Below are 21,895 nucleotides of genomic sequence, written 5' to 3' on the forward strand. Positions count from 1 at the left end.
CGGAGACGGAACTTGATGCACCTCGCCGCCGGCCGCGCCGCCCTGTTCCCCGCGCCCCTGGTCCTCACGCTGGCACTGCTGCTGTCGACGCCGCTGTGGGTCGCGCAGGTCGGGCTCTACCAGTACCTGGCGCTCGAAATCATGATCTGGATGATGTTCGCGCTGGGCTTCAACCTGCTGCTCGGTTTCACGGGCTTGCCTTCGTTCGGGCATGGCGCCTACTTCGGCATCGGGGCCTACGCCTTCGGCCTGCTGCAGCTCCGGGTCTGGCCGAACCTCTGGTTCGACCTCGTCGGCGCGGTGCTGGTGGCGACCGCGCTCGGGGCCCTGGTGGCGCTGTTCATCTCGCACAAGCGCGGCATCTACTACGCGCTGCTGACCATCGCCTTCGGCCAGGTCTTCTGGTTCATCGCCAACAAATGGCACTCGGTGACCGGCGGCGAGGACGGCCTGCTCAACATCAAGCGGCTGCCGGCCGATTTCGGCTTCGTCTCGTTCAGCCTCGCGAGCAACGACGCGCTGTTCTATTTCGGCCTGGCTGCGTTCGCGCTGGTGCTGGTCGGACTCTGGCGGCTGGTGCATTCGCCGCTGGGGAGGGTGCTGAGTGCCATCAAGCAGAACGAGACCCGGGCCGCTTTCGTCGGCTACAACGTCTGGCTCTACAAGTGGCTGGCCTTCACGCTGTCGGCCGGCGTCGCGGGCCTGGCCGGCGCCCTGTTCGCGATGGCGCAGCAGTCGGCCTATCCGAACGTGATGAGCCTGCACAACTCGGGCTTCGTCGTGATGATGGTGCTGATCGGGGGCGGGCTCGTCAGCTTCTGGGGCCCGGTGATCGGCGCCACCTTCTTCATCCTGGCGCGCGACCTGCTGGGCGTCTACACCGAGACCTGGCTGCTCTGGTATGGGCTGCTTTTCATGGCGCTGGTGATCTTCAAGCCCGACGGCATCGCCGGCATCTGGCAGGGCTGGATGGCGAGGTGGCGCCGAAGGCCGCCGGGCGCCGCCGGCACCGTGTCCACCGCGATGCTGGCCGCAGCGGCCCGGGGAGGCGCCGATGAAGCTGTTTGAAGCCCAGGGCCTGTCGAAGCGCTTCGGCGACCAGGTGGTGCTCGAAGACATCACGCTGGCCTGCGACGAAGGCGAACTGGTCGGCATCATGGGCCCGAACGGGGCCGGCAAGACCACCTGCTTCAACGTGCTCACCGGTCGCTATCGGCCCGACCGCGGCAGCGTGCGCTTCGCTGGCCAGGACATCACCGGCCTGGCGCCGCGGGAGATCGCGCGCCACGGCATCTCGCGCTCCTTCCAGATCATGAATCTCTTCGACGACTACTCGGCACTCGACAACGTCTTGATCGCCACGCCGCACGTGCGCCGCCAGGGCTTCAATCCCTGGCGCGACCTGGGCGCCGACAGCACGGCGCAGGATCTGGCCGCGGCGGTGCTGGCGCGCGTCGGCCTGGCCGGCAAGGCGCTTTCGCCGGCGCGCAGCCTCTCGTACGGCGAACGGCGCGCCCTGGAGATCGGCGTTGCGCTGGCCGCCGAGCCGCGGATGCTGTTCCTCGACGAGCCGACGGCCGGCCTCGGCGCCGAAGGCACGGCCAGGCTGACCGAACTGGTCCTGCAACTGCGCCGGCAGCTGACGATCATGGTGATCGAGCACGACATGAAGTTCCTGTTCGGCCTGGCCGACCGGATCTCGGTGATCCACTGGGGCCAGGTGATCGCAGAGGGCACGCCGGACGAACTCCGGCGCAACGAATGGGTCGCGCGTTCCAATCTGGGGGTGCTCGCATGAGCCCCCGCCCGGCCGCTCCGAAGGGGGCTCGCACCGCTGTGCAAAGCACGGAGGTTGCCTTGTGAACGCAGTGGCATTCGATCTGCGCGAAGCGCCTGCGACCCCCGATCGCGCGCCGCCGCCATTGCTCGCCATCGAGGGCATCGACACCTTCTACGGCGAGACCCAGGCCCTGTTCGGTGTCTCGCTGCGCGTGGACGCGGGCGAAGTGGTCGCGCTGCTGGGCCCGAACGGCGCCGGCAAGACCACCACGCTGCGTTCGATCCTCGGCCTGACGCCGGCGCGCACAGGCACCATCCGCTTCGATGCCCGCGACGTGACGCGGGCGTCGACCCACGACATCGCGCGGGCCGGTGTCGGCTGGGTGCCGGACGACCGGCGCATCTTCCCGACCCTGACCGTGGCGCGCAACCTCGCGATCGCACGCAAGAAATCGCGCTTCCGCGGCTGGACCGAGAAGGAGTGCTTCGAGATTTTCAGCGCGCTCGAGTACCTGATGCATCGTGAATGCGAGAACCTGTCCGGCGGCGAGATGCAGATGGTCGCGATCTCGCGCGCGCTGCTCGGCTCGCCCGGGCTGGTGCTGTTCGACGAGCCGAGCCAGGGCCTGGCGCCGAAGGTGGTGCAGGACGTGATGAAGACCATCACCCGGCTGAAAGCCGAGGGCGTCTCGGTGCTGGTGGTCGAGCAGAACGTCCAGAGCGCGCTCGAAGTGGCCGACCGCGTGTATGTGATGAACCAGGGCGCGATCGTGCACGAGGGCCCGGCCGCGGCCTTGCGCAGCGACGCCGCGCTGCGTCTTCGGCTGCTGGGGGTATGACGGCATGAATGCACCGCTGCTCAAGGTCGACAAGATCGCCAAGCAATACGCCCGCGGGCTGCTGCGGCCGAAGCTCACTTTCAGCCTCGCCGCCGATTTCGAGGTCGCGCGGCCGGCCGTGGTCGGCGTGCTGGGCCCCAACGGATCCGGCAAGACCACGCTGTTCGAACTCATGACCGGCAGCAACCTGCCGAGTGCCGGGCGCGTGCTGGTCAACGGCCAGGACATCCATCGCGTGCGCACCCGGGAGCGCGACCGGCTGGCGATCCACTACCACCAGTCGTACCAGCTGCGGTCGTTCCAGCGCAGCCGGCCGAACTTCATGCTCGACCCTGCGCGCTGCGATTCGCCGCTGGTGCATCTGTTCGACGAGCCGCAGTTCAACACCCAGGACGGCTACATCGGCTTCATGCTCGATTTCTTCCGCACGCTCAAGGCGCGCGGGCGGCTGGTGTTCCTGTGCCTGCACCCGAACGAGCCGTACCACGTCGACATCCTGCGCCAGAGTTGCGAGCGATTCATCTTCGTGCAGAAGGGCACGGTCACGCAGATGGCGGACTTCGATTCGCTGATGGCTGACGAACGGGTGTGCGCCTACCTGGGCGCACTCGCCGGTCCCGCGCAGGCTCAGCAGCAGCGCCCGACGCCCTGGCCGTAGCGGCGCTCGATCACCTTGGCGCAGTAGTCGTTGCGCGAGAGCACCGGCGCCCCGGGGTGCTGCGCCTGGGCATGCGCGAGGTAGCGCTCGTAGTCGGGCATGCCGAAGACTTGCCGGCAGGCCGAGCAGAGGCTGCGAAAGCGCTGCCCCAGCGAGCGCTCGGCGTCCAGGTCGATGGCGACGTTCACGGCATGGCTCCCTGCGGGCCGCTCATGGGCGGGATCTCCTGGGCAGTCGGCCTGGCTTGCTTCAGCGCCTGCAGGCAGATCTTGGCCGCGAACACGCACATCGCGACCACCAGCAGCACGAAGAAGCCGCAGACCACGGCGTCGAGCGTGTTGTTGAAGGCCACCCGCTGCATCTCGGCGATCGACTTGGCCGGTGCGATCAGCGTGCCCTGGGCGGCGGCGTCGCCGAACTTGCGCGCCAGCGCCAGGAAGCCGATGGCCGGGTCGGGGTGGAAGATCTTCTGCACGCCGGCCGTCAGCGTCGTGACGAGCAGCCAGGCCGTCGGCACCAAGGTGACCCAGACGTAGCGCTCGCGCTTCATCTTGACCAGCACGCTGGTGCACAGCAGCAGGGCGATGCCGGCCAGCATCTGGTTGCCGACGCCGAACAGCTGCCACAGCGTATTGATGCCGCCGAGCGGATCGACCACCCCCTGGTACAGGAAGTAGCCCCAGAGCCCGACGCACAGCAGGGTGGCGACGATGTTGGCGGGCAGGAACTCGGTGTCGCCGAGCGGCTTGTAGAGGTGGCCCAGCATGTCCTGGATCATGAAGCGGCCCACGCGCGTGCCGGCGTCGACCGCGGTCAGGATGAAGAGGGCCTCGAACAGGATCGCGAAGTGGTACCAGAAGGCCTCCATCGACTTGCCACCGAAGGCCTGGCCGAGGATCTGCGCCATGCCGACCGCCAGGGTCGGCGCGCCGCCGGCGCGCGACAGGATGCTGGTCTCGCCGATGTCGATCGCGGTCTGGTTGATGAGCTCCGGCGTGATCGTGAAGCCCCAGCCCGAGATCACCTCGGCCGCATGGGCCGCGGTGGTGCCGATCACCGCCGCCGGCGCATTCATCGCAAAGTAGATGCCGGGGTCGAGCACGCTGGCGGCCGTGAGCGCCATCACCGCCACGAAGGATTCGGCCAGCATGCCGCCGAAGCCGATGAAGCGCATGTGCGACTCCTTCTCGACCATCTTCGGCGTCGTGCCCGAGGAGATCAGGGCATGGAAGCCCGACACCGAGCCGCAGGCGATGGTGATGAACAGGAAGGGGAACAGCTTGCCCGAGAACACCGGCCCGCTGCCGTCGATGAAGCGGGTGGTGGCCGGCATCGCCAGCAGCGGCGCGACGTAGTAGATGCCCAGCGCCAGCGCCACGATGGTGCCGATCTTGAGGAAGGTGCTGAGGTAGTCGCGCGGCGCCAGCATCAGCCAGACCGGCAGGCTGGCCGCGATGGCGCCGTAGACGATCAGCGCCCAGGCCAGCTGCGGCCCGGTGAGGGTGAACCACGGCGCCCAGGTCGCGCTCTCGGCCACCGCGCGGCCGAGGAAGATCGACGCCAGCAGCAGCACCACGCCGAAGACCGAGGCCTCGCCGACGCGGCCGGGCCGGATGATGCGCATGTAGATGCCCATCAGCAGCGCGATCGGGATGGTGGCGAAGATCGTGAACAGGCCCCAGGGGCTGCCGGTGAGCGCCTTCACGACGATCAGCGCCAGCACCGCCAGGATGATGATCATGATCGCCAGCACGCCGACCAGCGCCAGCGTGCCGGGCACCGGCCCGAGCTCCATCTTGATCATCTCGCCGAGCGACTTGCCGTCGCGCCGCACCGAGGCGAAGAGCACGATGAAGTCCTGCACCGCGCCGGCCAGCACCACGCCCGAGAGGATCCACAGCGTGCCGGGCAGGTAGCCCATCTGCGCCGCCAGCACCGGCCCGACCAGCGGCCCGGCGCCCGCGATGGCCGCGAAGTGATGGCCGTAGAGCACCCACTTGTTGGTCGGCACGTAGTCCATGCCGTCGTTGTGGCGCAGCGCCGGCGTGACGCGGGTGTCGTCGAGCCGCAGCACCTTGTCGGCGATGAACTTGCTGTAGAAGCGGTAGGCGATGAAGTAGACGCACAGCGCCGCGGTCACCAGCCAGACCGCATTGACGCTCTCGCCGCGGCCCAATGCCAGCGCGGCGAACGAGAAGGCGCCGAGGATGGCGATCGCCGGCCACAGCAGCAGGGAGGTCAGCTTGTTCATGGCGCGGCTCCTGTTGGCAAGGGCGCCGGTTCGGACATGACCGTCGGCATGTCTCCTTCGGCGGCCGCCATCTTGCTGCCGCGGCGGCGCCGGCGCAAGGCGCAGATTGAATCGGATTGCGCCTGCCCGGACCGGATAGCGCCTAAGCCATATGGACCGGGACGCGGCCAGGCCCTAATGTCGGTTAATAGCTAAGTAGTACAAACAACAACCGGGGAGATGCCGTGCATCGCTCGAAAAGAGGACAGCTGGCGAAGCTGAGGGGCGAGATGGTGCGCTGCCGGCTGGCCGTGGCCGCCGCGCGCGAAGAGATGATCGAGTCGCTCGGCGACTTCATGTGCGGCAGCGGCACGCCGCCGGGCCTGGGGGACATCCGGGCGCTGGAGCGCCTGTGCGAAGCGCTGGAGGAGGCCGAGACGGCCTATGCGCGCCGGCTGGCGGCGCCGCCGGAGCACCACCCGGCCGCCTTGCGGCTGCGGGTGGGCTGACAGGGCGGCTCAGAAGGAGCCGACCGTCGAGCCGAGCACGATGACGGCGATGAGCGCGATCAGCGCGCCCACGATGCCCACCATGACGATGTCGAAATAGCTCTCGCCGTGCTTGGTGCCGCAGACCGCCAGCAGCGTGACCACCGCGCCGTTGTGCGGCAGGCTGTCGAGGGTGCCGGCGCCGATCACCGCCACCCGGTGCATCAGCGCCGGATCGAGGCCGGTGGTGGCGGCCAGCTGCATGAAGGTGCCGCCCAGCGCGTCGAGGGCGATCGTCAGGCCGCCCGAGGCCGAGCCGGTGAGGGCGGCCAGGATGTTGGTCGACAGCGCCAGCGAGACCAGCGGCCCGCCGCCGATGCCCAGCACCCACTCGCGCACCAGTTCGAAGGCCGGCATGGCGGCCACCACGGCGCCGAAGCCGACCAGGCTGGCGACGCAGACCACCGGCAGCACCGAGGCATTGGCGCCGGCGTCGACCGTGGCGCGCAGCGAGGGCAGGCGCTTCCAGTTCAGCGCGACCAGCACCACCATGGCGGCGGCCAGCGCCACCAGCACCGCCCAGACACCGCCGACGTTGGCCAGGCCGATGCCGCCGAAGCGGGCCTCGGCCAGGTAGGACGTGTCCAGGCGCGGCAGCACCACCAGCGCCATCAGCAGGTTGACGACCACCACCACCACCAGCGGCGCCAGGGCCGCCACGATGCCGGGCTGGCCGCTGCCCTGCTCGCCGTGCTGGACTTCGGCCGGGTCGAAGCTGCCGGCGGTGGTGGCGCGCTCGCGCACCACCGGGTCTTCGGCGGCATCGACGTGGGCGTCCGAATCGGGGGTGCCGAAGGTCTCGCCGGCCGCGCGGGCCTTGGCCTCGGCGCGCCGCAGCCACCACATCCCGAAGCCCAGCATGATCGCCGAGGCGATCACGCCCAGGCCGGGCGCGGCGAAGGCCGTGGTGCCGAAGAAGGGCATCGGGATCGCGTTCTGGATCGCGGGCGTGCCGGGCAGCGCCGACATCGTGAAGGTCGAGGTGCCGAGCGCGATCGCCGCCGGCATCAGCCGGGCCGGGATGTTGGCGGCCCGGAACAGGGCCTGGGCCATCGGCGCCAGCACGAAGAAGGCGACGAACAGGCTGACGCCGCCGTAGGTGACCAGGGCGCCGGCCAGCACCACCGCGAGCATCGCGCGCTGCGGCCCGAGCTTCTCGGTCATGAAGCGGGCGATGGTCTGGACCGAGCCGCTGTCGTCCATCAGCTTGCCGAACACCGCGCCGAGCAGGAACAGCGGGAAGAAGCTGGCCAGGAAGCCGGCCGCCGAGCCCATGAAGGTCTGGGTCCAGTGGGCGAGCAGCGGCTCGCCGGCGAACAGCGCGGCGATCAGCGCCGCCGCCGGCGCCAGCACCAGCACGCTCCAGCCCCGGTAGGAGAGCCAGATCAGCAGCCCGAGGCCGAGGAAGATGCCTGCGAGTCCCATGGCTCAGACCCCTTCGAGCAGGGCGTCGAGGTCGAGCGTCGAGCGCTTGCCGATGTCGCCCTTGTGGGCGTCGAGGAAGGCTTGCGCCGAGCGCCGGCCTTCGTCGCGCAGCTGGCACAGGAAGGGCCACTCCGAGATCATCTTGGAGGAGGCGCCGAGCGCCAGCATGGCGTCGGTGGCGATGCGGTGGATGCGCATCCGGGCCCAGGCGGCGCCTTCCCCGTGGCCGGGATCGGCCACCTGGTGCAGCAGCGCGATCATGCGCAGCTCCTTCAGCAGCGGCGAGTTGAAGGACAGCTCGTTGAGGCGGTTGTTGATCTCGCTGGCGCTGCGCGGGACGCCCGCGCGCTCGACCGGGTTGATCTGGATCAGCAGGGTGTCGCTCGACTGGCATTCGCGGATCAGCGGCGTCATCGTCGGGTTGCCGGCGTAGCCGCCATCCCAGTACGGATCGCCGTCGATCTCGACCGCATGGAACATGGTCGGCAGGCAGGCCGAGGCCAGCAGCACGTCGGGCGTCAGTTCGGCGTTGCGGAACACCCGGCCGCGGCCGGTGCGCACGTTGGTGGCGGTGACGAAGAGCTTGATCGGCGAGGCTGCCAGGCGCTCGAAGTCGATCAGCTCCGACAGGATGCCGCGCAGCGGGTTCATGCCGCGCGGGTTGAGGTCGTAGGGCGACCAGAGGCGGGTGGCCAGGTCGGCGGCGACGAAGGCCGGCGAGTTGTCGAGGGTCCAGGTGCCGCTGAGCATGTCCATCCAGCTGCGCTTGAACGGGCTGTACTTGGCGGCATCGGAGACGCCGCGCCAGAACTTGTCGAGTGACTCGCGCGCCCCTTCGGCGCCGCCGATCGCGTGGCCCGAGGCCAGGGCTGCCGCGTTCATGGCGCCGGCCGAAGTGCCCGAGATGCCGTCCAGTCGCAGCCAGGGTTCTTCGAGCAGGCGGTCGAGCACGCCCCAGGTGAAGGCGCCGTGCGAGCCGCCGCCCTGCAAGGCCAGGTCAATGGGAAAAGTCTTCAATCAGAACCTCCGGAGTGACGACAGTGTCCCGGCAGCGCATGTCGGAACGGTGTCATCAGCAAGAACCGCGCCCAGGAAAAGGCGCTGGAAGCCACTTTAAGTGCGGGCGCGTCGTCGCGGCAAGGTCTTCGTCGGGCTTGCGGTCGGACGGTTTTTGGCGCTCAGCCCGCGACGCGCCGCACCCTCACGGTCGCTTCCAGCCCCTCGTAGGCCTCGGGCTCGCCGTACCAACTGCCCGAGATCGGCGCCGCCAGCGCCGGGTCGCGTGCCACGCCGACCCGGATCAGCTGGGCGCCGCCCATGAGGTTGTTGGTGGGATCGAAGGCGATCCAGCCGGCGCCCGGCAGGTAGGCGTGCAGCCAGGCATGGGTGCTGCCGGCGCCGGTGACGGCCTGGGCGGGCTCGGCGGGCTCGCCGGTGTCGAGCGCCGCATCGTAGAGATAGCCGGAGACGAAGCGGGTGGCGATGCCGAGGCGGCGCGCGGCTTCCATCATCAAGAGCGCGTAGTCGCGGCAGCTGCCGCTGCCGAGCGTGAGCGTCTCCAGCGGCGTCTGCGTGCCTTCCTCGTCGCGGGCGGCATAGCGCAGGCTCTGGCCGATGTGCGCGTTCATGCGGGCCAGCACGTCGCGCGTGTTGTTCGGCTGGTCGGTGTGCAGGAACTGGTGGGCCCAGCGGATCAGCGTGCCGTCGGGATCGGCGTGGTGCGGCCGCAGGTAGTGCTCGAGGTCGAGCCGCTCCTCCAGCGAATAGGCGAAGGGCAGCACCTCGGCGGCCGGGTCCAGCGCCAGTTCGTCGATCGGCGTCGGCAGGTGCTCGATGGTGAACGAGCAGACGATGCGCAGCTCGCACGCCTCGCCCATCGGCTGCACCAGCGCCACCGAATTGGAGTGCGGGTCGTGGATCATCCGCACATAGGCCTCGGGACTGACCACCAGGTCGGTCGCCAGCACCCGCAGGTCGTGGCTGTCGCGCGGCCTGAACATCACGCGGTGCAGTCCGAAAGTGACGGGCGTCTTGTAGCGGTAGACGGTGGTGTGGGTGATGTCGTAGCGGATGGCCATGGGCCATTGTGGACCCGCGGGCGCGCGCCTAGAACGCTGGCCGATCGCTCTCGTGCCAGGCGCGCGGCGTGCCCAGGGCGGCCGCGAGCCTGGCCGGCAGCGGCAGGGGCTCGCCGTGCCACTGGGCGGCCAGCAGCTCGGCGCACAGGGCGGCGAAGCTGAGGCCGCGTGAGCCGAGCGCGGTGCAGAGCCAAACGCCGCCGCCCGGCCCCGGCGCCAGCGGGCCGACCAGCGGCCGGCGGTCCGCCGAGGCGCAGCGCACGCCGCTCCAGGTCCGGGTGGTGCCGGTCGCGAACTGCGCGTCGAGCCGCGCCGCGGCGGCGGGCAGCAGCCGTGCCAGCCGCTCGCGGTTGAACGCGGTGTCGGCGCCGCGGGGCGTGGCATCGGTGCTGTCGCGGTCGAAGGTGGCGCCGGCGAACCAGCCCGGGCCGCCCGGGCCGGGCACGCCGGCGATCAGGTGGCCGTCGCCGTTCACGGGCGCTTCGGGCAGGCCCAGGCCGTCCGCCATGAGGCCCGATTCGACCTGGCCGCGCACGGGCTGCAGGGGATAGGCGGGCGCCAGCGCGCGGCTTTCGAAACCGGCGGCGACGACCACCCGGTCGGCCTCGGCCAGCGGCCGGCCTTCGGCGTCGCGCAGCACCCAGCGCGGCGCGTCGCTGCCGCTCGGTTCGATCCGCGCCACGCGGCAGCCCGTCCGCAGCGTGATGCCGGGCCGCGCCAGCCAGGCCTCGACCAGCCGCGCCGGCCGCACCCAGCCGGCGCGCGCGTGCCAGAGGGCGGCCGCGTCGGCCGGCAGGCCCGCGGCCAGCAGCCGGGCCGGATCGGCGCGCCAGCTTTCGTTGGGCCCCGCGGCCGACCAGCCGGCCGGCAGCCGATCGTCGCCGTCGGCTCGCCGTTCGAGCACGCCGCTGGCGCGCCAGTCCTGGCCCTCGGCCAGCCATGGCTCGAGCTGCTGCCAGGTGGCGCGGATCCCGGCGCGGGTCAGGCGCGAGAGCAGGGCGTCGTCGGGAGACACATGCGGCGCCAGCAGCCCGGCCGGCAGGCTGGAAGCCCCCGAAGCCGGCCGCTCGGCCGCTTCGAGTACCTCGACCTGCCAGCCGCGGCGCGCGAGGCTGGCCGCGACGGCGGCGCCGGCCAGGCCGGCGCCGACCACGGCACAGCGCCCGGGCGCGAGCGGCACCGCCTCAGGGCCGCGCCGGCGCACTTCCCAGGCCGGTTTGAACACGCCCTGCAGGCAGTCGCGCTTGGGCGGCATGCCGGGGGCCTTGGTCAGCTGGAAGCCGCACTGGGCCAGCGCATCGCAGACCGCCCGCGCGATGGTCCAGGTCGCGACCCGGGTGCCGCGGCGGGCGAAGCGCGAGACCGCCTTGATCGTGTCGGCCGACCACATCGCGGGGTTGCGCTGCGGGCTGAAGCCGTCGAGGAAGATGCTGTCGGCCTCGAAGCGCTGGGCGCGCAGCATCGGCTGCACGTCGCCGATGCACAGCGTGAGCAGCACCTGGCCTTCATCGAACCAGAGCCGGTGGAAGCCAGGCAGCAGGCCGTGCCATTGGGTGGCGAGCCGTTGCGCCAGCGGCAGCAGGTCGGGATAAGCCTGGGCCGCCCGCAGCAGGTCGTCGCACGCGACGGGAAACGCCTCGATCGACACGAAATGCAGCAGCCGCGACCGCTGCGGATCGCGCCGCCAAGCCTGCCAGGTTGTCAGGAAATTGAGGCCGAAACCAAAGCCGGTTTCGAGAATCCGCCATTGCGGCGCATCGGCCCAGGCGGCGGGCAGCCCGCAGCCGCCGAGGAACACATGCCTGGCCTGGGCGGGCGCACCGCTTTCGGAGTGGTAGATGTCGTCGAAGCGCGCGCTGCGCGGAATGCCGTCCGCGCGCCAGTCGACGGGCTCGGCCAAGGCGCGGCGCCCTCCGCTCAGGCCGGTGGCGGCACGTAGCCCTGTGCCACGTCGGCGCCGTCGCCGAAGAAGTGCTTTTCCATCTGGCGGGCCAGGTACTGCCGGGCCCGCGCATCGGCCAGGTTGAGCCGGTTCTCGTTGACCAGCATGGTCTGCTGCTTGAGCCAGGCGGCCCAGGCTTCCTTGCTGACGTTCTCCCACAGACGCTTGCCCAGTTCGCCGGGATAGGGCGGGAAATCGAGTCCTTCGGCTTCTTTGCCGAGCTTGATGCACTGAACCATGCGAGCCATGTGGTTTCCTCTGGGGTGTCTTAGTTGTTTTAGCTATTTAGAACTGAGAACTCAGTCGTTCTCTATTCCATATGCCGTAATCAGAATACGTGGCTTCAGCTTTATGCCCACTACGAGCACAAGACCATGAGCCTTCGCCGCGACTTTATCAAGCTTTCCCTGGGCGCTGCCGCCGCCGCCAGCTTCGCCCTGACGGCGATGCCGTCGTTCGCGCAGAGCGTGACCCTGCTCAATGTCTCGTACGACCCGACACGGGAGCTGTACGTGGACTACAACCAGGTCTTCGCCAAGTACTGGAAGGCCAAGACCGGCCAGGACGTGACGATCAAGCAGTCGCACGGCGGCTCGGGCAAGCAGGCCCGCTCGATCATCGACGGCATCGACGCCGACGTCGCCACCCTGGCCCTGGCCGGTGACACCGACGCGCTCGTCACCCACGGCGGCCTGGTCAAGCCCGACTGGCAGAAACGCCTGCCGCACAACTCGGCACCCTACACCTCGACCATTGTCTTTCTCGTCAAGAAGGGCAATCCGAAGGGCCTGAAGGACTGGGACGACCTGGTCAAGCCCGGCGTGCAGGTGATCACGCCGAACCCGAAGACCTCGGGCGGCGCGCGCTGGAACTACCTGGCGGCCTGGGAGTTCGCCAAGCGCAAGTACGGCGGCGACGACAAGGCCAAGGAATTCGTCGGCAAGCTGTTCAAGAACGTGCCGGTGCTCGACACCGGCGCCCGCGGCTCGACCATCACCTTCGTCCAGCGCGGCGTCGGCGACGTGCTGCTGGCCTGGGAGAACGAAGCCTTCCTGGCGCTGAAGGAATTCGGTCCGGACAAGTTCGACATCGTGGTGCCGTCGATCAGCATCCTGGCCGAGCCCACCGTCGCGGTGGTCGACAAGGTGGTCGACAAGAAGGGCACCCGCGCCGTGGCCGAGGAATACCTGAAGTACCTGTACTCGGACGAAGGCCAGGACGTGGCGGGCCGCAACTACTACCGCCCGACCTCGGACAAGGCCAAGGCCAAGTACGCATCGCAGTTCCCGAAGCTCACGCTGTTCACGATCGACGAGGCCTTCGGCGGCTGGACCAAGGCCGACAAGGCCCACTTCGCCGACGGCGGCTCGTTCGACCAGATCTACCTGAGCAAGTGATTTCGCCATGACCGTGCTCCTGATTGCCGGCAGTCCCTCTGCGCCGTCGCGCTCGGCGGTGCTGCTCGATACGGTCGCGGCCCGGCTGGCCGAGCGCGGCGTGGCCGTCGAGCGGCTGGCGATCCGCGAGCTGGCGGCCCACGCGCTGCTGCTCGGCGAGGCCTCGCATCCGTCGGTGCAGCACGCGGTCGAGCAGTTGCGCCGGGCCGACGTGGTGGTGATCGCCACGCCGGTCTACAAGGCCGCCTACAGCGGCGTGCTGAAGGTCTTCCTGGACCTGCTGCCGCAGACGGCGCTGAAGGGCAAGACGGTGCTGCCGCTGGCCACCGGCGGCAGCCCGCACCACATGCTGGCGCTCGACTACGCGCTGCGCCCGGTGCTGCAGTCGCTGGCGGCGCGGCAGATCCTGCCGGGCGTCTATGCCACCGACGGCCAGGTCACGCTGCAGCCCGAGGGCGCCTACCAGCTGCAGGCCGAGCTCGCGCAGCGGCTCGACGAAGCCGTCGACACGCTGGCCAGCGAAGGGCTCAAGCTGCAGTCGCCAGCGCGCTGGGGCTTCGAGCCCGTCGCGTTTTCGCAGGTGCGATGTAGCGTCTGACGGCGCGTCCGGCGCCCGCTCACTCCGACCATTCTCTTGATTCGCGTTCATCGCCGCACTGCGGCGAGGGAGCGCCTTTGCCTGAAAGACGTCCATGCCGCCCGTTCCGACCGACCAGTTCCAACCCCGGCGCAGCACCCGCACGCGGATCGCCGACCTGGCGATCAGCGTGGTGGTGGTGGCCGCGATCGCGCTGGTCACGAGCTTCCTCGCGGCCACTTCGGTCTCTCTGTGACAACCCGACCCCTCGAAAGCACTTCCATGACCTCGCATTCTCATTCGTCCACCCGCCGCCGGCTGATCCAGGGCGCCGCCGCCGCCGTCGCGCTGCCCGCGCTCGGCGCCTTGGCACAGGCCCCCGCTCGCACGCTGCGCATCGGCAACCAGAAGGGCAACCTGAGCCTGCTCAAGGGCCGCGGCACGCTGGAGAAGCGGCTCGCGCCGCTCGGCGTTGCGGTCAAGTGGACCGAGTTCACCGCCGGCCCGGTGCAACTGGAGGCGCTCAACGTCGGCTCGATCGACTTCGGCGACGTCGGCGAAGCGCCGCCGATCTTCGCCCAGGCCGCCGGCGCGCCGCTCGCCTATGTGGCCGCCACGCAGCCGCGGCCGCAGTCCGAGGCGGTGATCGTGCCCAAGGGCTCGGCGATCCAGTCGGTGAAGGATCTCAAGGGCAAGAAGGTGGCACTCAACAAGGGCAGCAACGTCCACTACTTCCTGGTCAAGCTGCTCGAGAAGAACGGCCTGGCCTATGGCGACGTCAGCGTCGTCTTCCTGCCGCCGGCCGACGCCCGCGCCGCCTTCGAGAAGGGGTCGATCGACGCCTGGGTGATCTGGGACCCGTTCCTGGCGGCCGCGCAGAAGTCGCTCGACGCCCGCCTGCTCGCCGACGCCACCGGCGTGGTCGGCAACCGGGCCTTCTATTTCTCGTCGCTCGACTATGCGGGCAAGAACGCCGACGTGATCAAGATCCTGATCGAGGAACTCGACAAGGTCGACCAGTGGGCGCAGGCCAACAAGGGCGCCTTCGCGGCCGAACTCGCGGCGCTCTGGGGCCTGCCGCAACCGGTGGTCGACCTGTCGGTGTCGCGCACCCCGTTCGGCACCGGGCCGATCACCAAGGCGATCCTCGGCGAGCAGCAGCAGATCGCCGACACCTTCCTCGCGCTCGGCCTCATTCCCAAGAAGATCAACCTGCTGGAAGCCGCCGTCTGAGGTGACCATGCAAATTTTCTGGTTCCTTCCCACCCACGGCGACAGCCGCTACCTCGGCACCACCGAGGGTGCGCGCCCGGTCGACCTGGCCTACCTGCAGCAGATCGCCGGGGCGGCCGATTCGCTCGGCTACGAAGGCGTGCTGATTCCCACCGGGCGCTCGTGCGAGGACCCGTGGGTGATCGCGTCCAGCCTGATCGGCGCCACCCGGCGGCTCAAGTTCCTGGTCGCGGTGCGGCCCGGGCTGCACCAGCCCAGCCTGGCGGCGCGGATGGCGGCGACCTTCGACCGGCTCTCGGGCGGGCGGCTGCTGGTGAACCTCGTCACCGGCGGCGACCAGGCCGAACTCGAAGGCGACGGCGTGTCCCTGGGCCATGCCGAGCGCTACGAGCAGTCGGCCGAGTTCATCCGCATCTGGCGCGAGATCATCGCCCGCAGCCACGACAACCAGGGCTTCGACTTCGACGGCAAGCACCTGAGCGTGAAGGGCGCGAAGCTGCTCTTCCCGCCGTTCCAGAAGCCGTATCCGCCGGTGTGGTTCGGCGGCTCGTCGGCGCCGGCGCACGAGCTCGCGGCCGAGCAGGTCGATGCCTATCTCACCTGGGGCGAGCCGCCGGCCGAAGTCGCGAAGAAGATCGCCGACGTGCGCCAGCGCGCCGAAAGCAAGGGCAGGGCGGTCAAGTTCGGCATCCGCCTGCACGTCATCGTGCGCGAGACCGAGGACGAAGCTTGGCGCGCCGCCGAATCGCTGATCAGCCGGGTCGACGACGAGACCGTCGCCCGGGCCCAGGCCGCCTTTGCGCGGATGGATTCCGAAGGCCAGCGCCGGATGGCGGCGCTGCATGCCGGCGGCGCCCGACGCAGCCGGGCCGATCTCGAGATCAGCCCCAACCTCTGGGCCGGCGTCGGCCTGGTGCGCGGCGGCGCGGGCACCGCGCTGGTCGGCGATCCGAAGACCGTGGCCGCGCGCATCGAGGCGTACGCGGCCCTGGGCATCGACAACTTCATCCTCTCGGGCTATCCGCATCTGGAGGAGTCCTACCGCTTCGCCGAGCTGGTGTTCCCGCTGCTGCCGCGCAAGCAGCGCCCGGGCCTGCCGGGCCAGGTGCTGAGCGGGCCCTTCGGCGAGGTGGTCGCCAATCTCGATGCGCCCTCGCGCCTCGCCGCACAAAGCTGAGGAGATCGAATGAACCAACAAGTGCAGGCATTGCCGGTGGCCGCGCCGGCGTTGAACAGCGCCAGGGCCTTCGCAACCGGCGTCGTGCGCCGCCTGGTGCCGTGGCTGGTGCCGGTCGGGCTGGTCGTGGTCTGGCAGATCGCCTCATCGCTGGGCTGGCTGTCGACCCGCGTGCTGCCGGCGCCGATCGACGTGCTCAAGGCCGCCTGGCGGCTGACCGCCTCGGGCGAGCTCTGGACCCACGTCAAGGTCAGTGCCGCGCGCGCGCTGGCCGGCCTCGCGATCGGCGGCGGCCTCGGGCTGGCGCTGGGCCTGCTCACGGGTTCGGTGCGCTTCTTCGAGACCCTGCTCGACTCCACCATCCAGATGGTGCGCAACATCCCGGCGCTGGCCCTGATCCCGCTGGTGATCCTGTGGTTCGGCATCGACGAATCGGCCAAGCTGTTCCTGATCGCGGTGTCGGTGTTCTTCCCGATCTACCTCAACACCTTCCACGGCATCCGCAACGTCGATCCGCAGCTGATCGAGATGGGCCGCACCTACGGCCTCACGCGCTGGCAGCTCTACAAGGAGGTGATCCTGCCGGGCGCGATGTCCTCGATCCTGGTCGGCCTGCGCTTCTCGCTCGGGCTGATGTGGGTGATCCTGATCGTGGCCGAGACCATCTCGGCGCAGTCGGGCATCGGCTATCTCACGATGAATGCGCGCGAGTTCCTGCAGACCGACATCGTGCTGGTGGGGATCCTGCTGTACGCGCTGCTCGGCAAGCTGGCCGACCTGTTCGCGCGCGGTCTTGAACGCTGGTGGCTGCGCTGGCACCCGGCCTATGGAGTGACGAAATGAGTGCAGTGCTGCAACCGACCCCCGAGGACGCCGGTGGCGTGCGCCTCGACATCCGTTCCCTGCGCAAGCGCTACGGCGAGCGCGAGGTGCTGCGCAACACGCAGCTGCACATCGAGCCCGGCCAGTTCATCGCCATCGTGGGCCGCAGCGGCTGCGGCAAGAGCACCCTGCTGCGCCTGGTGGCCGGCCTGGAGCCCGCCACCGAAGGCACGCTGCAGGTCGACGGCCAGGCCATCGACGGCCTGCACGACGACACCCGGATCATGTTCCAGGAAGCGCGCCTGCTGCCCTGGCGCCGCGTCATCGACAACGTCACCCTCGGGCTGCCGCCCGAGAGCCGGGCGCGCGGCGAGGAAGTGCTGGCGCAGGTCGGTCTGGCCGAGCGGCGCGGCGAATGGCCGGCGCGGCTGTCGGGCGGCCAGCGCCAGCGCGTCGCGCTGGCCCGGGCGCTGGTGCACCGCCCGCGGCTGCTGCTGCTCGACGAGCCGCTGGGCGCGCTGGACGCGCTGACGCGCATCGAGATGCACCGGCTCATCGAAGGGCTGTGGCTGCGCCATCGCTTCACGGCGCTGCTGGTCACGCACGACGTGCAGGAGGCGGTGGCATTGGCCGACCGCGTGATCCTGATCGAGGACGGCCGCATCGCGCTCGACGAGAACATCACGCTGGCCAGGCCGCGCTCGCAGGGCGATGCGGCCTTCGCGGCGATCGAGAAACGCATCCTCGACCGCGTGCTGCAGAAGCCCGACGCAGGCGAAGCCGAGCCTGCCAACGACACCCGTTGGGCCGACGGACCCGCGCACGTGCTGCGCTGGGCCGTCTGACCCCCCATTTTTCCCCACCCACCCAAGGAGTTTTCCATGTCCATCCAGGCCATCAACGTGCGCAACCAGTTCAAGGGCAAGGTCCGAGAGATCATCCGCGGCGATGTCGTCTCCGAAGTCGACGTCGAGACCGCGTGGGGCATCGTGACCTCGGTGATCACCACCCGCTCGGTCGACGAGCTGCAGCTCAAGCCCGGCTCCGATGTGGTCGCGCTGGTGAAGTCGACCGAGGTGTCGATCGCCAAGCTCTGAGCCTCGCGCAGGGGAGAGGCCCGGTTCGGGCTTTTCTTTGGGTTTACCCTGTATAGACAGGTATATCCGTTGAATTGAGAATCGGCGCAGCCGTTGTCCACCTCGAATCGAAAGAAAGCCTATGCGCATCTGATCCGCACCGTGAGTCAACCAAGGGAGAAACAAAAAATGAGAGTTGCACAACACAAAGAGTTGAAGCAGGGGCTGAGTCGCCGCCACATCCTGTTCATCGCATTGGGCTCGGCCATCGGCACCGGGCTCTTCTACGGTTCGGCCAAGGCGATCCAGCTGGCGGGGCCGTCGGTCATCCTGGCCTACCTGCTGGCCGGCGCCGCGGTCTTCATCGTGATGCGGGCGCTGGGAGAGATGGTGCTCCACCAGCCGCTGCCCGGTTCCTTCGGCGGCTATGCCAGCCACTACATGAACCCGCTCGCGGGCTTCCTGACCGGCTGGACCTACATCATCGAGATGGTGCTGGTCTGCATCGCCGACGTGATCGCGTTCTCGATCTACATGGGGCTCTGGTTTCCGGACGTGGCGCCATGGCTCTGGTCGCTCGGCATCACGCTGATCATTGCCGGCCTGAACCTGTGCGCGGTGAGGATGTTCGGCGAGATGGAGTTCTGGCTGTCGCTGATCAAGGTGGCCGCGATCGGCGCGATGATCGCCGGCGGGGCCTGGATCATCTTCTTCGGCTTCAGCTCGACGGCTTCCGACGGCAGCGCGGTCCGGCATGCGGCCACCGGCATCTCGAACCTGTGGTCGCATGGGGGCTGGTTCCCGAATGGCCTGCTGGGCTTCGTCTCGGCCTTCGCCGTGGTGATGTTCGCCTTCGGCGGCATCGAGATCATCGGACTGACGACCGCCGAGGCGCAGCAGCCGGAAAAGAACATCCCGCGCGCGATCAACAGCGTGCCGTCGCGCATCCTGATCTTCTACGTGGGCACGATGTTCGTGCTGATGTCGATCTACCCGTGGAACGAGATCACCGGCGCGAGCAGCCCGCTGGTCCAGATCTTCGGCAGCATCGGCGTCGCTTCGGCGGCCCAGATCCTGAACGTGGTGGTGATCACCGCCGCGGTGTCGGCGATCAACAGCGACCTGTTCGGCGCCGCCCGCATGATGTATGGCCTGGCCAAGCACAAGCATGCGCCCGACGCGCTCGGCCTCGTGTCGCGGGCCGGCGTGCCCGTGATCCCGGTGATCGTGATGCTCGGGGCGATGCTGGCCGGCGTGCTCCTGCACAAGCTCTACCCCGAGGGGCTGTTCTTCATCGTCGCCGCGATGGCGACCTTCGCCACGGTCTGGGTCTGGCTGATGATCCTGTTGTCGCACTGGTGCATGCGCAGGAAGTTGGCGAAGCAGGAAGCGGCAGGGCTTGCCTTTCCCGTGCCCTGGTGGCCGGTCGCGCCGGCGGCGGCCATCGGCTTCCTCGCCTTCACCATCGTCCTGCTGGGCGTCAACGAAGCCTCCAGGCCCGCGCTGTACGCTGGCGTCGTGTGGATCGCAGGGATGAGCTTCGTCTACTGGCGCTTCGTCCGGGGCCGGGAGATTCCGCTCACGACATTGGCCGAGCTCGATGGGCCGGCCGTGAGAAGGCCGTTCTGACGGCAAGAAACCCGCTCGCCGTGGGGTCTTGCGCGATGGTGCATCGTCGGGACCCCACGACTGGAGGAGTTCGCATGTCTTTGTTCGATGTCGGCGCCATCGTCAGTGCGCTGCACGATGCGCGTGACGAGTGGCGCGATTCGCAGCGGCGCTCGCGCGAGCCCGGCAGCCGCGAGTTTCCGTCGCGCGAGGCGCTCGCGGACATCGTCGAGTCGCTCAAGGGCGCGCTGTTCCCGATGCGCCTCGGGCCGCCCGACCTGCGCCACGAGAGCGAGGATTTCTATGTCGGCTACACGCTCGACTCGGCCCTCAACGCCCTGTTGAACCAGGCCCGGCTCGAGCTGCGCTACACGGCGCGCCACGAGCCGCGCGCGGCCGAGGACATCGACGCCCAGGCCGGCGCCGCGGTGCGCGAATTCGCCGCCGCGCTGCCGGGCATCCGGCGCCTGCTCGACGGCGACGTGCTGGCGGCCTTCCAGGGCGACCCGGCGGCGCGCAGCGTCGACGAGGTGCTGCTGTGCTATCCGGGCATCCTGGCCATGATCCATCACCGCATCGCGCACCAGCTCTACGGCCTCGGCCTGCCGCTGCTGGCGCGCATCGCGGCCGAGCTGGCGCATGCCCAGACCGGCATCGACATCCATCCGGGCGCGAAGATCGACGCCGGTTTCTTCATCGACCACGGCACGGGCGTGGTGATCGGCGAGACCGCGGTGATCGGCAAGCGGGTGCGCATCTACCAGGCCGTCACGCTGGGCGCCAAGCGCTTCCCGACCGATGCCGAAGGCCACCTGCAGAAGGGCCTGCCGCGCCATCCGGTGGTCGAGGACGACGTCGTGATCTATGCCGGCGCCACCATCCTGGGCCGGGTGACGCTGGGCAAGGGCGCGACCATCGGCGGCAACGTCTGGATCACCGACGACGTGCCGCCCGGCGCCGGCGTGACGCAGGCCACCCTGCAGAATGCGCCGCAGCGGCGGCCGGTCTGAGGTGAATGTCTTGCGGCCGGCGTATGGTGCGGCCTGCAGAATTCGTCTTTGTCTTCTTCAACCCGTTCCCAAGGAGTCTTCATGAGCCAGAAAAAGATCGCTGTCGTCATCGGCAGCCTGCGCAAGGATTCGCTGAACCGCAAGCTGGCGCTGGCGATCGCGCATCTCGCGCCGGAGGATTTCACCTTCGAGCATGTGCGCATCGACGACCTGCCGCTGTACAACCAGGACGACGACGGCAAGCAGGCGCCGTCGGTGCTGCGCCTGAAGACCGAGATCGCGGCCGCGGACGGCCTGCTGTTCGTGACGCCGGAATACAACCGCTCGATTCCGGGCGTGCTCAAGAACGCGCTGGACAATGCCTCCCGGCCCTACGGCCAGAGCGCCTGGGCCGGCAAGCCGGCCGGCGTGGTGGGGGTGTCGGTGGGCACGGTCGGCACCGCCGCGGCGCAGCAGCACTTGCGGCCGATCCTGGCCTACCTCGACGTGCCGACGATGGGCCAGCCCGAGGTCTTCATCCAGAACAAGGAAGGCCTGTTCGACGACAAGGGCCATATCGCCGAGGGCAGCAAGCAGTTCCTGCAGGGCTGGGTCGACAAGTACGTGGCCTGGATCAAGACCCACACCGGCAAGTAGGGCGGCACAACGCGAAAGGGACGGCCCGCTCGATGCGGGTCGTCCCTTTCGTTCGACCGGACGCGCGGTGCGTCCGGGCCGGGATCAGGCTGCCAGCGTGGCCTGGTCCTGGTTCGCCGCCTTGCCGGTCGCGACCGCGATGTCGGCACGGGCGGCTTGCAGGGCGGCGGCCTTGGCCGCATCGCCCATCCCGATGCCTTCGGCGCGCACGAAGCGCACGTCGGTGATGCCGAAGAAGCCGAAGATCACCTTCAGGTAGCTTTCCTGGTGCTCCATCGCCTGGCCGCCTTCGCTGGTCGAGTACATGCCGCCGCGGGTCGAGGCCACGATCACGGTCTTGCCGGTCGCCAGGCCGACCGGGCCCTTGTCGGTGTACTTGAAGGTGCGGCCGGTCTGCGCCAGGCGGTCGATCCAGGCCTTGAGCTGGGTCGGCACCGTGAAGTTGTAGAGCGGGGCGCCGATGACGATCACGTCGGCCGCCAGGAACTGCGTCACCAACCGCTCGGAGACTTCGTTCTCGCGCCGCTGGGCTTCGGTCGGCTCGGCCTGGACGCCGACCTTGATGCCGAGCGCGTCGGCGCTGAAATGGTTGGGCGTGTCGACCGCCAGGTCGAGGTAGTCGACCGTGGTGTGCGGGTGCGCCTTGCGCCAGTCGGCCACGATTTCGGCGGTGAGTTGGCGGGAGACGGAGTTGGTTCCGAGGACGCTGGAATCGACGTGCAGGAGTTTCATGATCATTGCTTTCTTTGAAAGCGCCGGCACGGAAATCGGTCGGCGTGGGATGAATTCTATTTTTGTGGCGATTGATTGATAAGTCTGCAAAAATGGCTTAGTTCGTTCCATCAATAGGACAATGAGCC

At 69.1% G+C, this 21,895-nt stretch carries 24 protein-coding genes; 16 read left to right on the forward strand and 8 right to left on the reverse strand.

Annotated features, from left to right (window positions below; translation table 11 throughout):
* Window positions 1-15 precede the first annotated feature (15 nt).
* The 4 genes from QTI33_RS25180 (at window position 16) to QTI33_RS25195 (ending at window position 3,276) form a co-directional block, all read left to right on the forward strand.
* On the forward strand, window positions 16-1,068 hold the full coding sequence (locus QTI33_RS25180) for a branched-chain amino acid ABC transporter permease (RefSeq protein WP_286509093.1): 1,053 nt from the start codon (window positions 16-18) through the stop codon (window positions 1,066-1,068).
* Window positions 1,055-1,798 carry an ABC transporter ATP-binding protein gene (locus QTI33_RS25185; RefSeq protein WP_286509094.1) on the forward strand — a complete coding sequence of 248 codons (744 nt, stop codon included), beginning with the start codon at window positions 1,055-1,057 and terminating at the stop codon, window positions 1,796-1,798. Before QTI33_RS25180 ends, QTI33_RS25185 begins: the two co-directional genes overlap by 14 nt.
* A gap of 61 nt (window positions 1,799-1,859) precedes the next feature.
* Complete coding sequence (locus QTI33_RS25190; RefSeq protein ID WP_286509095.1) at window positions 1,860-2,618, forward strand: ABC transporter ATP-binding protein; 759 nt, start codon at window positions 1,860-1,862, stop codon at window positions 2,616-2,618.
* Between the two features lie 4 nt (window positions 2,619-2,622).
* A complete protein-coding gene (locus tag QTI33_RS25195; protein WP_286509096.1) occupies window positions 2,623-3,276 on the forward strand; it encodes an ATP-binding cassette domain-containing protein in 654 nt (217 codons plus the stop codon).
* On the opposite strand, the gene QTI33_RS25200 is transcribed toward QTI33_RS25195, so the two are convergent.
* The gene (locus tag QTI33_RS25200; protein WP_286509097.1) at window positions 3,246-3,464 is read right to left on the reverse strand and encodes a YbdD/YjiX family protein; all 219 of its coding nucleotides are present in this window, start codon (window positions 3,462-3,464) and stop codon (window positions 3,246-3,248) included. The genes QTI33_RS25195 and QTI33_RS25200 overlap by 31 nt on opposite strands.
* Window positions 3,461-5,527, reverse strand: coding sequence for a carbon starvation CstA family protein (locus QTI33_RS25205; protein ID WP_286509098.1), 2,067 nt, complete (start codon window positions 5,525-5,527; stop codon window positions 3,461-3,463). The genes QTI33_RS25200 and QTI33_RS25205 overlap by 4 nt, the downstream gene beginning before the upstream one ends.
* A 224-nt stretch (window positions 5,528-5,751) precedes the next feature.
* Between QTI33_RS25205 and QTI33_RS25210 the strand changes: the two genes are divergently transcribed.
* The gene (locus tag QTI33_RS25210; protein ID WP_286509099.1) at window positions 5,752-6,015 is read left to right on the forward strand and encodes a hypothetical protein; all 264 of its coding nucleotides are present in this window, start codon (window positions 5,752-5,754) and stop codon (window positions 6,013-6,015) included.
* Window positions 6,016-6,024: 9 nt separating this feature from the next.
* Here the strand turns inward: QTI33_RS25210 and QTI33_RS25215 are convergent, their stop codons facing one another.
* The 5 genes from QTI33_RS25215 to QTI33_RS25235 form a co-directional block, all read right to left on the reverse strand.
* A complete protein-coding gene (locus QTI33_RS25215; protein ID WP_286509100.1) occupies window positions 6,025-7,479 on the reverse strand; it encodes a GntP family permease in 1,455 nt (484 codons plus the stop codon).
* Between the two features lie 3 nt (window positions 7,480-7,482).
* Window positions 7,483-8,496, reverse strand: a complete 1,014-nt coding sequence (locus QTI33_RS25220; RefSeq protein ID WP_286509101.1) for a patatin-like phospholipase family protein — start codon at window positions 8,494-8,496, stop codon at window positions 7,483-7,485.
* 161 nt (window positions 8,497-8,657) lie between these two features.
* Window positions 8,658-9,557 carry a transglutaminase family protein gene (locus QTI33_RS25225; protein ID WP_286509102.1) on the reverse strand — a complete coding sequence of 300 codons (900 nt, stop codon included), beginning with the start codon at window positions 9,555-9,557 and terminating at the stop codon, window positions 8,658-8,660.
* Window positions 9,558-9,585: 28 nt separating this feature from the next.
* Window positions 9,586-11,457, reverse strand: a complete 1,872-nt coding sequence (gene mnmC / locus QTI33_RS25230) for a bifunctional tRNA (5-methylaminomethyl-2-thiouridine)(34)-methyltransferase MnmC2/FAD-dependent 5-carboxymethylaminomethyl-2-thiouridine(34) oxidoreductase MnmC1 (protein ID WP_286509103.1) — start codon at window positions 11,455-11,457, stop codon at window positions 9,586-9,588.
* 17 nt (window positions 11,458-11,474) lie between these two features.
* Window positions 11,475-11,747, reverse strand: coding sequence for an oxidative damage protection protein (locus QTI33_RS25235; RefSeq protein ID WP_286509104.1), 273 nt, complete (start codon window positions 11,745-11,747; stop codon window positions 11,475-11,477).
* A 126-nt stretch (window positions 11,748-11,873) separates the two neighbouring features.
* On the opposite strand from QTI33_RS25235, the gene QTI33_RS25240 reads away from it, so the two are divergent.
* From QTI33_RS25240 to QTI33_RS25290, 11 genes are all read left to right on the forward strand, one after another.
* Window positions 11,874-12,896, forward strand: a complete 1,023-nt coding sequence (locus tag QTI33_RS25240; protein WP_286509105.1) for a sulfate ABC transporter substrate-binding protein — start codon at window positions 11,874-11,876, stop codon at window positions 12,894-12,896.
* Window positions 12,897-12,903: 7 nt separating this feature from the next.
* Entirely contained in the window at window positions 12,904-13,494 is a 591-nt protein-coding gene (ssuE, locus tag QTI33_RS25245) for an NADPH-dependent FMN reductase (RefSeq protein WP_286509106.1), read from the forward strand.
* A 94-nt stretch (window positions 13,495-13,588) separates the two neighbouring features.
* Window positions 13,589-13,729 (forward strand): hypothetical protein, encoded by a 141-nt coding sequence (locus tag QTI33_RS25250; protein ID WP_286509107.1) that lies wholly within the window; start codon window positions 13,589-13,591, stop codon window positions 13,727-13,729.
* Window positions 13,730-13,755: 26 nt separating this feature from the next.
* On the forward strand, window positions 13,756-14,706 hold the full coding sequence (locus QTI33_RS25255) for a sulfonate ABC transporter substrate-binding protein (protein WP_286509108.1): 951 nt from the start codon (window positions 13,756-13,758) through the stop codon (window positions 14,704-14,706).
* Window positions 14,707-14,713: 7 nt separating this feature from the next.
* Window positions 14,714-15,883: an FMNH2-dependent alkanesulfonate monooxygenase gene (ssuD, locus tag QTI33_RS25260; RefSeq protein ID WP_286509109.1), complete on the forward strand. Its 1,170-nt coding sequence runs from the start codon at window positions 14,714-14,716 to the stop codon at window positions 15,881-15,883.
* 9 nt (window positions 15,884-15,892) lie between these two features.
* On the forward strand, window positions 15,893-16,726 hold the full coding sequence (gene ssuC, locus QTI33_RS25265; protein WP_286509110.1) for an aliphatic sulfonate ABC transporter permease SsuC: 834 nt from the start codon (window positions 15,893-15,895) through the stop codon (window positions 16,724-16,726).
* On the forward strand, window positions 16,723-17,550 hold the full coding sequence (locus QTI33_RS25270) for an ATP-binding cassette domain-containing protein (RefSeq protein ID WP_286509111.1): 828 nt from the start codon (window positions 16,723-16,725) through the stop codon (window positions 17,548-17,550). The genes ssuC and QTI33_RS25270 overlap by 4 nt, the downstream gene beginning before the upstream one ends.
* A 36-nt stretch (window positions 17,551-17,586) precedes the next feature.
* Window positions 17,587-17,802 carry a TOBE domain-containing protein gene (locus QTI33_RS25275; protein WP_028250350.1) on the forward strand — a complete coding sequence of 72 codons (216 nt, stop codon included), beginning with the start codon at window positions 17,587-17,589 and terminating at the stop codon, window positions 17,800-17,802.
* Between the two features lie 168 nt (window positions 17,803-17,970).
* Complete coding sequence (locus tag QTI33_RS25280) at window positions 17,971-19,410, forward strand: amino acid permease (protein ID WP_286509112.1); 1,440 nt, start codon at window positions 17,971-17,973, stop codon at window positions 19,408-19,410.
* A gap of 74 nt (window positions 19,411-19,484) precedes the next feature.
* Window positions 19,485-20,399, forward strand: a complete 915-nt coding sequence (epsC, locus tag QTI33_RS25285; protein WP_286509113.1) for a serine O-acetyltransferase EpsC — start codon at window positions 19,485-19,487, stop codon at window positions 20,397-20,399.
* Between the two features lie 81 nt (window positions 20,400-20,480).
* Window positions 20,481-21,035 carry an NADPH-dependent FMN reductase gene (locus QTI33_RS25290; protein WP_286509114.1) on the forward strand — a complete coding sequence of 185 codons (555 nt, stop codon included), beginning with the start codon at window positions 20,481-20,483 and terminating at the stop codon, window positions 21,033-21,035.
* Window positions 21,036-21,119: 84 nt separating this feature from the next.
* Here the strand turns inward: QTI33_RS25290 and QTI33_RS25295 are convergent, their stop codons facing one another.
* Complete coding sequence (locus QTI33_RS25295; protein ID WP_286509115.1) at window positions 21,120-21,767, reverse strand: FMN-dependent NADH-azoreductase; 648 nt, start codon at window positions 21,765-21,767, stop codon at window positions 21,120-21,122.
* Between the last annotated feature and the right edge of the window lie 128 nt (window positions 21,768-21,895).

Origin of the sequence: Variovorax davisae (genome assembly GCF_030316845.1) — a bacterium.
GTDB classification, from domain to species: Bacteria; Pseudomonadota; Gammaproteobacteria; order Burkholderiales; family Burkholderiaceae_C; genus Variovorax; species Variovorax davisae.